Below are 15,080 nucleotides of genomic sequence, written 5' to 3' on the forward strand. Positions count from 1 at the left end.
CCGCGGGAGGTGGTTGCTTCGATCCGCAGCGTCGGGGCTGCGGTGGGAGTGCGCGGGGAGGGGCTCGCGGTGTCACCCTGCGTGCCGGTCCGCCCTACGCTGTACGCCTACGAGGCACACGTACTTCGTATACGAGTCTGCTCGCCCTCCGTGAGCAGGTCAAGGGTCGCGCGGACCCCTCCCGCGGCCCGCCGGCCGCCTCGGCGGTCAGACCCGGGCACCCAGCATCCGCAGCACCAGGTCCCCGTAGCGGCGCCCGAGTTCCTCCGGCGCCTCGGAGGAGTTGTCGGTGTACCAGCGGGAGACGTCGATGCCCAGCGAGGTGACCGCGCGGGCCGCCGTCCGCACCTCCGCCACCTGGAAGTCCCCCGCCGCCACGCCCGCCTCGATCAGCGCGCTGACCTCGCGCTCGATGTCCAGCCGCAGTGCGGCGACCACCGCGTAGTCGTCCTCGGGCAGCGCGTGCAGCTCGTAGTTGACCACCCGGCCGACCCTCCGGGCCCGGGCGTGCCAGGCGGTGAACTGCTCGACCAGGTGCCGCATCCGCTCGGCAGGGCCGCCCGGGCCGGCCACCGCGTCCCGGACCAGGGTCAGCGTGGCGGCGTGCCCGGCCCGGCTGATCTCGGCCAGCAGCGCGGCCTTGGACTGGTAGTGGATGTACAGCGCGGCCGGGCTCATCCCCGCCGCGGTGGCGATGTCCCGGGTCGTGGTGGCGTGGAAGCCGCGCTCCGCGAACGACTCGACGGCGGCCTGGAGCAGCCGGTACGCCGCTTCGGGACGGGCGTCGGCGCCGGGCAGGGGCGGCCAGAGGTCGGCGAGCGGGGTGCTGGTCATGGCGTCATCCTCCCAGAGAACTCGTACAGGCTTTCCCGCCGACCGCCCTGCCGGACCGCCGTGCGGACCGGGCGCGGGCGGACGTCCGACCGGCTGTTGACAGGCTCCCGCACCGACAGCATGCTGAGCAAGCGCTTAGTCAGCAGCTGGTAGAGATCCTCGCACGAAAGGCAGGACGCTCCGTGGTGCACTCCTTCAAGGGCCGGGTGGCCGTCGTCACCGGATCGAGCCGGGGCATCGGCCTCGGCATCGCACGCGAGCTGGTCGACCGCGGGGCCAGGGTCTGCCTCACCGCCCGCAACCCGGAGCCGCTGGCCGAGGCCGTCCGCGACCTGGGCGGGCCGGACAACGCGATCGCCGTCGCGGGCAAGGCCGACGACCCGGCGCACCAGGAGGAGGCCGTCGCCCGCACCCTGGAGGCCTTCGGCCGGCTCGACCACCTGGTCAACAACACCGGCATCAACCCGGTCTACGGGCCGGTCCTCGACACCGACGAGGCCGCCGCCGCCAAGATCCTCGCCGTCAACGTGCTGGCCCCGCTGGCCTGGACCCGCCGGGCCCACGCCGCCTGGATGGGCGAGCACGGCGGCTCGGTCGTCAACGTCGCCTCCATCGCGGGCATCCGCTCCTCGCTCGGGATCGGCATGTACGGCGTCAGCAAGGCCGCGCTGATCCGGCTCACCACCGAACTCGCCGCCGAGCTGGGCCCCCAGGGCATCCGGGTCAACGCCGTCGCCCCCGCCGTGGTCAAGACGAAGTTCGCCCAGGCGCTGTTCGAGGGCCGCGAGGAGGAGGTCGCCCAGGCCTACCCGCTCGGCCGGCTCGGCGTCCCCGAGGACGTCGCCGGCGCGGTCGCCTTCCTGCTCTCCGCGGACGCCGGCTGGATCACCGGACAGACCCTGGTCGTCGACGGCGGGGTCACCCTGGGCGGTGGGATGTGACCACCTCGGCGTTCGACGGCCGGGGCGTGGTGGTGACCGGCGGCGGCCGGGGCATCGGCGCCGCGCTGGCCCGGGCCCTCTCCGCGGCCGGCGCCCGGGTGGTGGTCAACGACCTGGACGCCGCGGCGGCGCGGGCGGTGGCGGCGGAGTGCGCGGGCGCCGCGCTGCCCGGGGACGCCGCCTCCGCCGAGGGGCTGGCCGACCTGGTCGGCCGGGCCCGCGCCGAACTCGGCGAGATCGACGTCTGGTGCGCCAACGCCGGCGTCGCCCCGGTTGGCGGGGCCGACGCGCCCGCCGCGGCCTGGGCGAGCGCCTGGGAGGTCAACGTCCTCGCCCACGTCCGGGCCGCCGAACTGCTGCTCCCCCGCTGGCTGGAGCGCGGCGAGGGGCGCTTCCTGGCCACCGTCTCCGCCGCCGGACTGCTCACCATGCTCGGCTCGGCCCCGTACGCGGTCAGCAAGCACGGCGCGCTGGCCTTCGCCGAGTGGCTCTCCGCGACCTACCGGCACCGCGGCGTCCGGGTGCACGCGCTCTGCCCGCAAGGCGTGCGCACCGACATGCTCGCCTCCACCGGCGCCGTCGGCGAGGCGCTGCTCGCTCCGACCGCGCTCGACCCGGCGGACGTCGCCGAGGCGGCGCTGGAGGGGATGCGCGCGGAGCGCTTCCTGCTCCTGCCGCACCCCGAGGTCGCCGACTACTACCGCGTGCGGGCCGCCGACCCGGACCGCTGGATCGCCGGGATGAACCGGCTCCAGCGGGAGCTGGAGAGGAGCGAGGCGCTGTGAGGGCCTGGCAGGTCGGCGAGCTGGGCGAGCCGGCCGAGGTGATGCGGCTGGCCGAGGACGTCGCGCGGCCGGTGCCCGGCCCGGGGCAGCTGCTGGTCCGGGTCCGGGCGGCGGCCGTCAACTTCCCGGACGCGCTGATGGTGCGCGGGCAGTACCAGGTCCGCCCGCCGCTGCCGTTCACGCCCGGGGTGGAACTGTGCGGCGAGGTGGTGGACGGCGCCCGGCGCGGCGAACGGCTGATCGGCAACCCGGTGCTGCCGCACGGCGCCTTCGCCGAGTACGCGCTGCTGGACGCCGCCGCCGCGTTCCCGGCGCCCGAGGCGCTGGACGACGCCGAGGCCGCCGCCCTGCACATCGGCTACCAGACCGCCTGGTTCGCGCTGCACCGGCGGGCCCGGCTGCGGGCCGGCGAGACCCTGCTGGTGCACGCGGCGGCCGGCGGGGTCGGCAGCGCGGCGGTCCAGCTCGGCCGGGCCGCCGGGGCGCGGGTGATCGCCGTGGTCGGCGGGCCGGAGAAGGCACGGGCGGCACGGGCGCTCGGCGCCGACCTGGTGGTGGACCGCCGGGAACGGGACTTCGTCGCCGCCGTCAAGGAGGCCACCGACGGGCGCGGCGCGGACGTGGTCTTCGACCCGGTCGGCGGCGAGGCCTACACCGGCTCCACCCGGTGCGTCGCCTTCGAGGGCCGGATCGTGGTGGTCGGCTTCGCGGCCGGGCAGATCCCCGCCCCGGCGCTCAACCACGCCCTGGTGAAGAACTACTCGATCCTGGGCCTGCACTGGGGCCTCTACAACACCCGTGACCCGCGCGCCGTCCACGCCGCCCACGACGGACTCACCGAGCTCGCCGCCGGGGGCGCCGTACGACCCCTGGTCAGCGCCCGGGTGCCGCTGGCCGCCGCCGCGGACGCCGTCCACCGCGTCGCCGCCGGGCTCAGCACCGGCCGGATCGCCGTCCTGGGCGACTGACCCGCCGCGCCGCCCGGAGCGCGGCCGGGGCGGGGCCGCGACGGCCCCGCCCCGGTTCGGCGTCACCCGCCCCGGCTCGGCGTCAGTAGACCAGGATGTCCCAGTGGCTGCCTTCGTTGCAGTACAGGTTGCCCGAGGCGGCCTTCCACTGCGGGTAGCCGTCGCCCCGGTAGCCGATGTAGGTGAAGCTGTTCTGGATGTAGCCGTCGATGCAGGAGTTGCGGCTGATGTCCACCTTGTAGCCGTTGTAGTGGCTGTAGGTGCCGGAGGCGTGGCCCACCTCGGTCCCGCCCGTGATGTTGATGGCGCAGCCGCTGGCGCGCTTGAGGGTGATGACGGCGTCGACCGTGCCCGAGTTGATCTGCTCGAACGAGGTGCAGGTGGAGTTGGACCTGGTGGTGCAGCCCCCGCTGGAACTCCAGGTGATGCCGGCGCTGCTGAACTGGGCGGCGGCCGTCGCCTGCGACAGCTTGGTACCGCTGGCGACGGCCGGGGGCGCCGCGAGGGCGAGGCCGGCCACGGCCAGGGCGACGACGGTGGCTGCGGTGCGTGGCTTCATCTGCATCTCCCGGTGAGGATGGCGTTTCTCCGAGCAGGCTCCGAGGACCGGCGCCGCACCAGGATGGCGCAGCGCCGTCTATGCGGGTAGACCCCGGTCCGTGAATTTCGCGTGACGGGGAGCGGCCTTCGGTGCGTCGCCCCGGTCGCCGATACGGCTGCGGCGGGGGCGGGAGCACTGTCAGGATGCGGGGATGACACCGTTTCAGCCGCCCGCACCGGCGCCTGCACCGGCGCTCGCTCCGGCGCCGACTCCGAGCTCCACTCCGGCGCTCGCTCGGGCGTTCGCACCGGCGCCCGCTCCGGCGTCCGCGACGCGCGGGAAGGCCGGGACGTCGTAGTCACCGCACCTTGACCGAACGACGGAAGCCCGGGGGGGCGTCGTGCTCACTTTCCACCTTTCCAGCGGCGATATCGGCCGCGTCCGCATGGCCGAGGGGCTCGACCCCCTCTGGGAGGTCACCACCAGCCTGTACCTGTACCAGAACCGCGGGGTGAACCTCGCCTTCGACGCGTGGCGCCGCCAGGTCACCGAGCGCATCAGGCGCGGCGGTCTGGAGCGCACCGTGGCCGCACTGGCCCGGCTGTTCCCCGTCGACGGCTACGCCCCGGACTTCCTGATCCCGCGCCAGGGCGGCACCTCGCTGGAGGAGGGGATCGACCAGGTCCTGTCCACGCCCCGCCGGCAGATCGCCGCCCAGCTGACCAGGTTCGCCGGGCACCGACCGCAGGTTCCGCTGTGGACGAGGAAGTTGGCCGAGGGCGAGCTCGGCGCCCTGAAGGCTCTCGGCGCCGCGATCCGGCAGTACCACCGGATCGCCATCGCGCCCTACCGGCCGCGCACCGAGCAGGCCGCCGACACCGACCGCAGGCAGCGGATCCGGGCCGTGCTCTCCGGGGGTGCCGAGGGGCTGCTGTCCAGCTTCGACGAGGACGTGCTGCGCTGGCAGGACGGGACGCTCTCGGCCTCCTGCGCGGTCGACTGGGAGGTGCACACCGGCGGGCGTCCGCTCACCCTGGTCCCGTCGTTCTTCAGCGCGCACCCGGCCGCCGTCGTCGACGAGGACCTGCCGCTGACCCTCACCTACCCGGTGGCCCGGCCGCTGAGCTGGCTCGCGCCGCCGTCGACGGACGGCTCCCGCGCGGCGCTGGCCCAGCTCGTCGGCCCCGCCCGGGCGCGGATCCTCCTGCTGCTGGACGACGGGCTGAGCACCTCCCGGCTGGCGGCGGCGCTCGGCGTCTCACCCGCCACCGCGAGCTGGCACACCGCCATCCTCCGCGACGCCGGGCTGATCACCACCTGCCGGGAGGGCAGGGCGGTGTGCCACCGGCGCAGCCGGCTCGGCACCGCGCTCCTCGACGGCGATCCGGAGCCGGCGCAGTGAGGGCGGTGGCCGGGCCCGGCTTCGAGGTGCATCGAAAGGATGGCCCGTACGCACCGCTCCCGGTGAGACTGGCCAGGCCGCGGCCGTCACACCGCCGCGGCTCCCAGGGACCGCGGCAACCTGCCCGCGGTACGGGCGATTTCAGGAGAGTGACCCCCATGCGAAACCCGCGCACCCTCGCTCCCCGGGCCGGCGCCGTGCTGGCCGCCGCGCTGATGGCGGCCGGACTGCTGGGCGCGACCGCCGCCCAGGCCGCACCGGCCGGAACCGCCGCCGGGGCCCCCGCGGTGAGCGCGACCGCCGCGGTGTCGGACGCCGACCAGACGGTCGTCCAGGGCACCGCGGGCCTGAGCCGGGGGCAGAGCTGGTCCTCGCCCGACGGCGGCACCGTGCTGTACCAGCAGGGGGACGGGCACGTGGTGCTGTACCACAACGGGGCCGCGATCTGGACCGCCCAGGGCACGTACGGCATCGGCAGCTACTTCTACATCCAGGCCGACGGCAACCTGGTCGCGTACGACGCCGCCATGCGCGCGGTGTGGAACGCCCAGACCTGGGGCCACCCGGGCGCCTACCTCGCCATCCAGAACTCCGGGAACATGGTCGTCTACTACGGCAGCACGCCGCTGTGGTGGTCCAACTTCCGCCCCGGCGGCAGCGGACCGGTCGACCCCGACCCCGAGTGCACCCCGACCCCGCACCGCCTCTGCCCGTAGCCCGTACGCGGGCGGGTGGTGCGGGAGCCCGCACCACCCGCCCGCACCGTGCGACGCCTCACCGGCCCCCGGCGATGACCTCCAGGGCCGGGCGGGGCTCGCGGCCGAGCAGGGCCGCCAGATCGCCCGGCCCGCCCGGGCCGGTGAGGAAGCCGTGGGCGATCGCCGAGTAGGTGCCCACCAGCATCGGCACCTGGAAGGCCGGCGCGCCCGTGGCCCCCACCGCCGCCCGGGTGTCGGCGAGCCGTCCCGGCCGGTACTCGGCGCCGAGCGCCTCGGCCAGCTCCGCGCCGCCCAACGCCCGCTCCCCCACCAGCTCGTAGGTCCGGCCCGCGTGCCCGGCGGGCGCCAGGGTGACGTTCACCGCCGCCTCCGCCAGGTCCGCCCGGGCCACCGCCGCCAGCTTCCCGTCCCCCAGCGGGGCGCCGATCACCCCGTCCGGGCCCGGTGCAACGATCGCCCCCAGGAACTCGGCGTACAGGCCGTTGCGCAGCACCGTCCAGCGCAGCGTGGCGGACGCGCGCAGCCGCCGCTCCGTCCAGCGGTGGGCGAGGGCGTAGGGCAGGTGGTCGCCGTCGCCGGACAGGCTGGTGTAGACCACGTGCTCGACGCCCGCCCGCTCCGCCGCCTCGATCGCGGCGCCGTGCCGGGCGATCACCACGTCGTCCTCGGCGGCGCCGGCCGAGATCAGCAGCAGGGTCCGCACCCCGGCGAAGGCCCGCGCCAGGGTGTCCGGCCGGTCGAAGTCCACCAGCCGGGCCGGAACGCCTCCGGGCACCTTCTCCGGCGTCCGGGAGCCGGCCGCGACGCCGTCCCGCCCGGCGAGCCGCTCCAGTACCAGCGCGCCCAGGCCTCCGTTGACTCCGGTGACGAGCAGCATGGGGTTCCTCCAGGGGTGATCGGTCGTCGGCTACGCGACCATCCTCGATAGCCTGGGCGTCCGGCGTAAGGAGGCACATTCATGTCAGCAGGGCACACCGCGGTAACCACCCCTCGCCCGGTGGTCTGGTGCGAGGACGGCGTGGACTGCGGGATCCGCGATCTGCTGGACCGCCTGGGCGACAAGTGGTCCGTCCTCACCGTCGTCGAACTCGCCCAGGGCGTACGGCGGTTCCGCGAGCTGCAGCGCGCCCTGCCGGGCATCTCGCAGCGGATGCTCACGCTGACCGTGCGCCGTCTGGAGCGCGACGGCGTGGTCTCGCGGACCGTCCACCCGACCGTCCCGCCGCAGGTGGAGTACGAGCTGACCGCGCTCGGCCACAGCCTGACCCACCTGGTGCGGGCGATGGCGGACTGGTCGTACGACCATCACGACGCGATCGTCTCCTCCCGCCGCGCGTGGGACGAGGCCAACCCGGGCTCGGAGCTCCGCTGACCCGTTCGGGCGGACTCCGGCGACCGCGGGAATGACCGCCCCCGTACGGCTGTTGTGGCTCTCCGACCGGCAGACGACGGACGGTGGGGGCAGGCGGTGGCGCACGACGGCAGCGGCGTTCACGGGACGGTGGCGGCGGGGTTCGAGGGCGTGCGGGAGGAGTTCGCCGCGGTGCTCGGCGAGCAGCGCGTCGCACCGGAGGCGCAGCTCGTGGTCCACCGGGACGGCCGCCGGGTGGTCGACCTGTGGGCCGGCCCCGGTACCACCGCGGACACGCTGACCGCCGTCTACTCCATCACCAAGGGGGCGGCCCACCTGGTGGTGGCGCTGCTGGTCCAGGACGGCGTGCTCGACCTCGACCGGGAAGTGGCCGCCTACTGGCCGGAGTTCGGGGCCGAGGGCAAAGGCCGGCTCACCCTGCGCGAGCTGCTCGCCCACCGGGCCGGCCTGGTCGGCGTCGACGGCGGCTTCACCGCCGCCGAGCTGGCCGACGACCGGCTGATCGCCGCCCGGCTGGCCGGCCAGCGGCCGTTCTGGGAGCCGGGAACGGCGTACGGCTACCACGCCTTCGTGATCGGCGCGCTGACCGGCGAGGTGGTGCGGCGGGTGACGGGCCGTTCGATCCAGGAGGTCTTCGAGGAGCGGATCCGGGCGCCGTACGGCCTCGACTTCCACCTCGGCCTGCCGGAGGCCCTCGAACCGCGCTACGCGGAGGTGCTGCCGATGCTGCCGACGCCGGAGGAGGCCGAGCGGCTCGCCGCCGACGCGGTGGCGCCGGACAGCATCACCGGCATCGCGTTCAACCTGAACGCGCCCGGGCCGCAGGACATGGTGGCCTTCGTGAACACCCGGGCCGTGCGGGCCCTCGGGCCCACTTCCTCCGGCGGGGTCGGCACCGCCCGGGGCGTCGCCGGGATGTACGCCGCGGCGATCTCCGCGGTCGGCGGCCGGGCGCCGCTGCTGAAGCCGGAGACCGTCGCCGAGTTCTCCCGGGTCCACTCCCGCGGCACCGACCTGGTCATCGGGCAGCAGGACGTCTTCGGCCTGGGCTTCGAGGAGTTGAGCGGCCGCTTCCGTGCCCTCGGTCCGACCGCGTTCGGCCACAGCGGGGCGACGGGCTCCCTCGCCCTCGCCGACCCGGACAGCGGCCTCGCCTACGCGTACACCCGCCGCCGCTTCGGCCTGCCGTCGGGGTACGGCGCGGGGCCGGAGAACCACCGGCTGATCACGGCCGCGGTCCGGGCGGCCGGCGGTCGCTAGCCGGCTCGCGGCCGGGGCGGCCGGCGGATGCTGCACGCTGCGGCCGGGGAGGGCCCGGGGGCGGCCAGGTGGCAGCCGGGGGGCGGCCCGGGGGCGGCCGGGGCGGCTACCGCTCGTACGCCATCTCCGGGAAGCGCGCCGAGGGCCCGTCCAGCAGGTGGTCGTCCTGGCCGCGCAGCCAGCGGTCGAAGAAGGACGCCACGTACGAGCGGGTGGCGAGTTCGGCCCGGCCGGGGCGGATGTCGCCGACGTCCTTGCGCAGCTGTTCGGCGTCGAGCACGCCCTGCCGGGCGAGCTGCGGCAGCAGTGGCTGGGCGTCGGTGTACGAGCCGTGGCGGGAGCCGGTGAGGGTGACGTCGGCGTGCCAGCCGGTGCTGTGCTGCCACAGGGCGTTCCAGCCGGGCTGGTTCCGGTAGCTCCCGGAGTCGTCGCTCCCGGTGCCCATCAGCAGGAACGGCCGGTTCAGGCCGTCCTCGGCGACGCTGGGAAGGACGACGCCGGTGTGGCCGTCGGGGCCGGGGAAGTGCAGCTGGCCGTCCATATTGACGCCGGCCGTGATCCGCGGGTCGTCGTGCATGGTCTGGAGCGCGGTGAAGCCGCCCGCCGACTGGCCGACCATGCCGATCCGGCCGAGGTCCAGGGCCCCGGCCACCCCGGCGGGCAGGCCCGGCCGTTCGCCCAGCGCGGCGAGCTGGTCCAGCACGAAGCGGGTGTCGGCGACCCGGGTGTCCATGGCCTTGCGCAGCACCGCGCCGATGTCCAGGCCGGGCTGCCCGAGCATGCCGGGGAGCACCGAGGGGGCCAGGTCGCCGCCGGGGAAGGCGACTTCGGAGGCCTCGTAGGTGTGGTCGACGGTGACCACCACGTAGCCGCGCGAGGCGAGGTCCTCGACCAGCGCCGTCCCCCAGGTGCGCGGGTCGCCGAGGCCGGGCGAGTACAGCACCACCGGGCGCGGGCCGGCGGACAGCGCCGGGGCGTCCCTGCGGGCGTGGGTGCGGATCGCCGACCAGTCGGTGCGGCCGGGCGCGGTGCCGTAGTTGAGCAGGCCGACGCCGTCCGGGCCGTCGAAGTGCTTGCCGGCGGCGGGCTCCATGTACGGGGCGCGGTCGTCGCCGGCGGCCGGGTGGGAGGTCGGGTACCAGAGGCTGATCATCAGCTCGCGCCGCTGCCCGGGGTGCCACGGGTCCTCCCGTCCGGCGTCGGTGAGGTGCAGCGCGGTGGTGCCGATCGGGTACGGCCCGCTGGGCTCCGGCAGCCAGGCCCGCGCCTGCCGCCCGGTGCCTGCCTCCCCCGGCACCGCCGCCGCCGCTCCGGTCGCGCCGATCGTGCCCACGGCCGCTGCCGCCGCCAGTACCACCGCTGCCACGGCCCGTCCCGGAATGCCCATGGTGTTCCTCCGTCTTCCGATCATCGAACACCCAGGACACTACGGTCGGGGAGGGGGCGCGGCCGTCATACCACGGGGCCAACCCGCCCCTGAGTACCCGGGTATCACTCCCCTACGGGTACCCGCCCGGGGCCGCGTCGGCCGTCCGGGGGAACGCGCGGTGGTTCGGCGCCGAACCACCGCCGGTACACGGCGGTCCGGGCCACCGCCGGTGCTAGCTTCCAGCTGCCGCCCGGTCGGGCGGCACTCTCAGTCGCCACTCGAAGGAGCGATCCATGACCCAGGCCGGAGCGTCCGACGCGGACCACAAGAAGTCGCTGGTGCGGGAGGCCGCGGGAACGAAGACGTGGCATCACGTCGTGAGGGCGGACGCGGACGCCGCGGCCGCCTACCTCAACACCGACCCCGCCCAGGGCCCGGGTGAGGCCACCATCACCACCCGGCCCGACGGGCAGATCGACATCCTCGCCTTCCTGTAGCAGCGGGCTCCCCGCCCTCGGGCCGGTGCCGCGGCACGCCTCCCGGCACCGCGGCACCGGCCTCGGCGTGTCACCTCAGGCTCCGCCGTCCGGTCCCTGTCCCGCCAGGATGTCGGCGAAGACGATCACGAGCGCGCTCTCGCCGTACTTCGCCGTCAGCTCTCCCCGGAAGTCGCCGCTGCGCACCAGGATCCGGTTGATGTGGATCTTGGTACCGATGGGGAAGGTCATCTCCTCCTCGGACTGGTTGTTCCTGCCGAGCGCCCTTCCCCGGTGGCCCTCCGGGAGGCCGAACTCCCAGACGATCTCCTTGCCGGCGACGTACGTGTGGGTCAACGGATCGCCGTACGTGGTCGACAGGATCGCCGGCCACTCGATCGTCTGGTCGACCGGGACGTAGCCACCGTCCGGGTGGCTCTCCTGCTGCTTGAGGATGCCGCCGAACGACTCGTACAGGTGCTTGCTGTCGCCCCGCACCACGTTGCCGTCCGCGTTCGCGCGGGGCGTCGCGAAGTCGTCCCACACGCCGTTGATCCGGGCGAAGATGTCGAAGGTGTCCGCGAGGCTCCGCTCGTCCCACGCCCCCGTGGTCTGCTCGTCCGCGTAGCCCCGCGCCATGGCGACGCTGCGCCACGTCTCCAGCACCTCGCGCTCCTTCGACTTGTAGGAGAAGCCGGGGGCGGCGATCTCGCCGGGGGAGAAGCCGACCTGCCCGAGGGCCGCGAGGAGCGGGTTGATCCGGCGGTAGTCGGCGCTGAGGTAGTTCTCGCCGAGGTCGAGGTCCTTCTGCTTCTGCTTGGCCGCGAGGACCGCCGGGTCCAACTCCTGGGCGCGAGCCGCCTCGTACTCCGCGCGGGACGCCTCCCGACCGGCGACCGTCCCCCACGACTTGTCCTTGAGGGACGCCCGGGCCTTCTTGCCGTCCGCGCCTTCGGAGATCAGATAGGACCCGAGGCTGAAACCGAGGATCGTCTGCCCCTCGATGTCCCTCTCGTCCGTGTGCTTGACGACCTGGGTCCCCTTCGGGAGCTTCTCCGCGAGGGTGCGCTGCACGGGTGCCTCCGCCGCACCGGCCGTCCCCGTCCCGGGGCCGGCCGAACGCTGCACGTCGGAGGCGGCGCGCGGGGCCGGACGGCTCATCACCGCGCGGGCGTTGGCCTCGGCCTCGCGTTCGAAGCGGTCGGAGGGGTCGGAGACCTTCAGCCCGGCGCCGTTGTCAGTACCGCTGACCGGCCCCTGGCGCTGCTGGATGACATGGGTGAGCTCGTGGGCGAGGGTGTGGGCGTCGCCCCCGCCCTCGCCGATGACGACGTGGTTGCCGGAGGTGTAGGCACGCGCGCCGACCTCGGCGGCGGAGGCCTTCGCGGCGCCGCCGGTGTGGACGCGCACGTCGGAGAAGTCGGCGCCGAGGCGGGACTCCATGTCCGCACGGGTGGCCTGGTCCAGGGGCCGGCCGGGGCCGCGCAGGACATCGTGGACGGAGGAACGCTGAACGGCCGGGGCCGCGGCACGCTGGACGGCGGGGCCGTCGAAGCCCTCGTGACCGCAGCCGTCACCGTGCCGGTGCTGCTCCTCGTCCAGGCCGTGGCCGGCCCGGCGGAGCATCTGGACCACCGCCGCGTTGCCCACGGTGCCCTGGAGGGCGAGCAGCCCCGACCGCGGCTGCCCGGCCCGGGCGGGCGCGCGCCTCGCTTCCTGGCCTGCCCTGGCCCCCGTGGCTTCCTCGTTCTCCCGCTTGCGCATTGGGCTCAGCCCCTCCTGGGATCGTCGGCAACCTCCCACTCAACCCGACGACCACCGCGCGGCGGAAGGTCCTCCAGGGCAGACTCGGGGGCCCCCGCGACGGTCTCCCACGGCACTTCCGTACAGGCGGCGCGGCAGCAGGGTGCACAGCGCCCCGTCCTGGCGAACCGTCAGCCGACGGCGCTTCAGTGCGACCAGAACGGGTCGTCGTACGTGAGCAGGATGTCCGGATTGCCGTCGGCCGTGACCGGGTCGGGTGTCGGGGTGCCGAACAGGTCCCGGTGACGCCGGGAGCTTCGGACCAGGTCGCACCCGGCCGGCGCCGGATCTCCGGCTCAGGTCACTGGCGGTACTTCCGCAGCTCCCGGCGGGCCAGGGAGCGCTTGTGCACCTCGTCCGGGCCGTCGGCCAGGCGCAGGGTGCGGTTGCCGGCCCAGAGCTGGGCGAGCGGGGTGTCCTGGCTGACGCCGGCGGCGCCGTGGGCCTGGACGGCCTTGTCGAGGATCCACTCGACGGTGCGCGGGGTGGCGATCTTGATCGCCTGGATCTCGGTGTGCGCACCCCGGTTGCCGACGGTGTCCATCAGCCAGGCGGTCTTCAGCACCAGCAGCCGCAACTGCTCGATCCGCACCCGGGACTCGGCGATCCAGTCCTGCACCACGCCCTGCTCGGCCAGCGGCCTGCCGAACGCCACCCGCTCGCCGGCCCGGCGGCACATCAGCTCCAGCGCCCGCTCGGCGATGCCGATGGCGCGCATGCAGTGGTGGATCCGGCCGGGGCCGAGCCGGGCCTGGGCGATGGCGAAGCCCGTCCCCTCCTCGCCGATCAGGTTCTCCGCCGGGACGCGGACGTCCTCGAACAGCACCTCGGCGTGGCCGCCGTGGTCGGCGTCGTCGTAGCCGAAGACCGTCATGCCGCGCTTCACCGTCACGCCCGGGGTGTCGCGCGGGACGAGCACCATGCTCTGCTGGCGGTGCGGCTCGGCGGCCGGGTCGGTCTTGCCCATCACGATGAGGATCCGGCAGTCGGGGTTCATCGCGCCGGTGATGTACCACTTGCGGCCGTTGACCACGTACTCGTCGCCGTCCCGTTCGATGCGGGTGGCGATGTTGGTGGCGTCCGAGGAGGCGACCTCGGGCTCGGTCATCGCGAAGGCGGAGCGGATCCCGCCGTCGAGGAGCGGGCGCAGCCAGCGCTCGCGCTGCTCGGGGCTGCCGAACTGGGCGAGCAGTTCCATGTTGCCGGTGTCGGGCGCCGCGCAGTTGAGCGCGGGCGGCGCCAGCTGGATGCTGCGGCCGGTGATTTCGGCGAGCGGGGCGTACTGGAGGTTGTTGAGGCCGGCACCGAGCTCGCCGGGCAGGAAGAGGTTCCAGAGGTTCTGCTTGCGGGCCTCGGCCTGGAGGTCGGCGACGACCGGGGGGACGGCCCAGGGATCGCGGTCCCGGTCGGCGAGTTGGGCGGCGAGGACGGGCTCGGCGGGGTACACGTGCTCGTCCATGAAGGCGAGCAGCTGCTCGCGGAGTTCGTTCGTCCGGGCGTCGTAGGCGAAGTCCATCGGTGTTCGGTTCTCCTTGAGGGTGCTCGGGCCTTGGGGAGCTCAGGCGGTGAGGGGTGATCAGGCCTTGAGGGTGCCCAGCCCGTGCCGGGCGAGGATCGGGGCCATCTCGCCGGCGCGCTCGAAGCCGGCGCCCAGGGTCCGGCCCTGCTGGAAGCGGAAGTGGATGCCCTCGGCGACGGCGGCGAGCTTGAAGGAGGCGAAGGCGACGTACCAGTCGAGGTCCTCCGCCCGGCGGCCGGTCGCGTCGGCGTAGCGGGAGACGATCTCGTCCGGCCCGGGGAAGCCGGGGGCGGTCATGGCGGAGGGGATGATGCCGCCGCCGACGCCCGCGAGTTCGGTGTACATCACCAGGAGGCCGACGTCGGTGAGCGGGTCGCCGAGGGTGGACATCTCCCAGTCCAGGACGGCGGCGATGCCGTCGTCCGCGTCGACCAGCACGTTGTCCAGGCGGTAGTCGCCGTGCACCAGGGCGGGCGCGGGTGAGGCCGGCAGCCGTCGGCCGAGGAGGTCGCCCAGCCGGTCCAGGTCCGGCAGGTCGCGGCTGCGGGAGGCGGCGAGCTGCTTGGCCCAGCGGCGCAGCTGGCGCTCCAGGTAGCCGTCCGGGTGCCCGAAGTCGGCGAGGCCGACGGCGGCGGGGTCGATCCGGTGCAGGGTGGCGAGGGTGTCGACCAGCCTGCGTCCGAGCGCGTGCACCCGCTGCTCGCCGAGGGCGGCGAGCGGGGCGGCGTCGCGGTGGGCGGTGCCGGGGACGTACTCCATGAGGTACCAGGGCGCGCCGAGCACCTCCTCGCCCTGGTCGAGCAGGAGCGTCCGGGGGACGGGGACGCCGGTGTCGCGCAGCGCGGTCATCACCCGGTACTCGCGGCCCATGTCGTGGGCGGTGGCGAGGACGTGCCCGAGCGGGGGCCGGCGCAGCACCCAGCGGGAGACGCCGTCGCCCAGGAGGTACGTGAGGTTGGAGCGGCCCCCCTCGATGAGGTCGGCCCGCAGCGTCCCCTGGAGGGTGCCGGGCAGCTCGCGCTCCAGGTGGGACCGGAGGCGGGCCAGGTCCAGGCCGGGCGGGTCGGCGGGGGTCTCGGCCATCGGGCGGC

General features: G+C 74.7%; 15 protein-coding genes. 8 read left to right on the forward strand and 7 right to left on the reverse strand.

Annotated elements, in window-relative coordinates:
• Positions 1 to 207: 207 nt before the first annotated feature.
• Entirely contained in the window at positions 208 to 834 is a 627-nt protein-coding gene (locus tag ACIQI7_RS12420) for a TetR/AcrR family transcriptional regulator (protein ID WP_401108098.1), read from the reverse strand.
• Between the two features lie 182 nt (positions 835 to 1,016).
• Here ACIQI7_RS12420 and ACIQI7_RS12425 point away from each other — a divergent pair, with 182 nt between their 5' ends.
• From ACIQI7_RS12425 to ACIQI7_RS12435, 3 genes are read left to right on the forward strand one after another with little or no spacing between them, the layout of a single operon-like run.
• A complete protein-coding gene (locus tag ACIQI7_RS12425; RefSeq protein WP_387747920.1) occupies positions 1,017 to 1,775 on the forward strand; it encodes an SDR family oxidoreductase in 759 nt (252 codons plus the stop codon).
• Positions 1,772 to 2,560, forward strand: coding sequence for an SDR family NAD(P)-dependent oxidoreductase (locus tag ACIQI7_RS12430; protein WP_401108101.1), 789 nt, complete (start codon positions 1,772 to 1,774; stop codon positions 2,558 to 2,560). The genes ACIQI7_RS12425 and ACIQI7_RS12430 overlap by 4 nt, the downstream gene beginning before the upstream one ends.
• Positions 2,557 to 3,528, forward strand: coding sequence for an NADPH:quinone oxidoreductase family protein (locus ACIQI7_RS12435; protein WP_401108104.1), 972 nt, complete (start codon positions 2,557 to 2,559; stop codon positions 3,526 to 3,528). The genes ACIQI7_RS12430 and ACIQI7_RS12435 overlap by 4 nt, the downstream gene beginning before the upstream one ends.
• Positions 3,529 to 3,610: 82 nt before the next feature.
• Here the strand turns inward: ACIQI7_RS12435 and ACIQI7_RS12440 are convergent, their stop codons facing one another.
• Positions 3,611 to 4,093 carry a hypothetical protein gene (locus tag ACIQI7_RS12440; RefSeq protein ID WP_401108107.1) on the reverse strand — a complete coding sequence of 161 codons (483 nt, stop codon included), beginning with the start codon at positions 4,091 to 4,093 and terminating at the stop codon, positions 3,611 to 3,613.
• A 421-nt stretch (positions 4,094 to 4,514) separates the two neighbouring features.
• On the opposite strand from ACIQI7_RS12440, the gene ACIQI7_RS12445 reads away from it, so the two are divergent.
• Complete coding sequence (locus ACIQI7_RS12445; RefSeq protein WP_401108110.1) at positions 4,515 to 5,471, forward strand: ArsR/SmtB family transcription factor; 957 nt, start codon at positions 4,515 to 4,517, stop codon at positions 5,469 to 5,471.
• 158 nt (positions 5,472 to 5,629) lie between these two features.
• Complete coding sequence (locus ACIQI7_RS12450) at positions 5,630 to 6,187, forward strand: hypothetical protein (RefSeq protein ID WP_401108113.1); 558 nt, start codon at positions 5,630 to 5,632, stop codon at positions 6,185 to 6,187.
• Between the two features lie 58 nt (positions 6,188 to 6,245).
• Here the strand turns inward: ACIQI7_RS12450 and ACIQI7_RS12455 are convergent, their stop codons facing one another.
• Positions 6,246 to 7,067, reverse strand: coding sequence for an NAD(P)H-binding protein (locus tag ACIQI7_RS12455; protein ID WP_401108116.1), 822 nt, complete (start codon positions 7,065 to 7,067; stop codon positions 6,246 to 6,248).
• A gap of 81 nt (positions 7,068 to 7,148) precedes the next feature.
• Between ACIQI7_RS12455 and ACIQI7_RS12460 the strand changes: the two genes are divergently transcribed.
• Both ACIQI7_RS12460 and ACIQI7_RS12465 read left to right on the forward strand, forming a co-directional pair.
• On the forward strand, positions 7,149 to 7,562 hold the full coding sequence (locus ACIQI7_RS12460; RefSeq protein WP_387747906.1) for a winged helix-turn-helix transcriptional regulator: 414 nt from the start codon (positions 7,149 to 7,151) through the stop codon (positions 7,560 to 7,562).
• 96 nt (positions 7,563 to 7,658) lie between these two features.
• Complete coding sequence (locus ACIQI7_RS12465) at positions 7,659 to 8,822, forward strand: serine hydrolase domain-containing protein (RefSeq protein ID WP_401108118.1); 1,164 nt, start codon at positions 7,659 to 7,661, stop codon at positions 8,820 to 8,822.
• A gap of 106 nt (positions 8,823 to 8,928) precedes the next feature.
• Here the strand turns inward: ACIQI7_RS12465 and ACIQI7_RS12470 are convergent, their stop codons facing one another.
• On the reverse strand, positions 8,929 to 10,209 hold the full coding sequence (locus ACIQI7_RS12470) for an alpha/beta hydrolase family protein (protein WP_401108121.1): 1,281 nt from the start codon (positions 10,207 to 10,209) through the stop codon (positions 8,929 to 8,931).
• Positions 10,210 to 10,484: 275 nt separating this feature from the next.
• On the opposite strand from ACIQI7_RS12470, the gene ACIQI7_RS12475 reads away from it, so the two are divergent.
• Complete coding sequence (locus ACIQI7_RS12475; protein WP_401108124.1) at positions 10,485 to 10,688, forward strand: hypothetical protein; 204 nt, start codon at positions 10,485 to 10,487, stop codon at positions 10,686 to 10,688.
• A 75-nt stretch (positions 10,689 to 10,763) separates the two neighbouring features.
• On the opposite strand, the gene ACIQI7_RS12480 is transcribed toward ACIQI7_RS12475, so the two are convergent.
• From ACIQI7_RS12480 to ACIQI7_RS12490, 3 genes are all read right to left on the reverse strand, one after another.
• Positions 10,764 to 12,431: a DUF4157 domain-containing protein gene (locus tag ACIQI7_RS12480; RefSeq protein WP_401108126.1), complete on the reverse strand. Its 1,668-nt coding sequence runs from the start codon at positions 12,429 to 12,431 to the stop codon at positions 10,764 to 10,766.
• 340 nt (positions 12,432 to 12,771) lie between these two features.
• Complete coding sequence (locus ACIQI7_RS12485) at positions 12,772 to 13,986, reverse strand: acyl-CoA dehydrogenase family protein (protein ID WP_401108128.1); 1,215 nt, start codon at positions 13,984 to 13,986, stop codon at positions 12,772 to 12,774.
• Between the two features lie 60 nt (positions 13,987 to 14,046).
• The gene (locus tag ACIQI7_RS12490) at positions 14,047 to 15,072 is read right to left on the reverse strand and encodes a phosphotransferase family protein (protein ID WP_401108130.1); all 1,026 of its coding nucleotides are present in this window, start codon (positions 15,070 to 15,072) and stop codon (positions 14,047 to 14,049) included.
• Positions 15,073 to 15,080: the final 8 nt, after the last annotated feature.

Source organism: Kitasatospora sp. NPDC092039 (genome assembly GCF_044756065.1).
In the GTDB taxonomy this organism is placed as follows: Bacteria; Actinomycetota; Actinomycetes; order Streptomycetales; family Streptomycetaceae; genus Kitasatospora.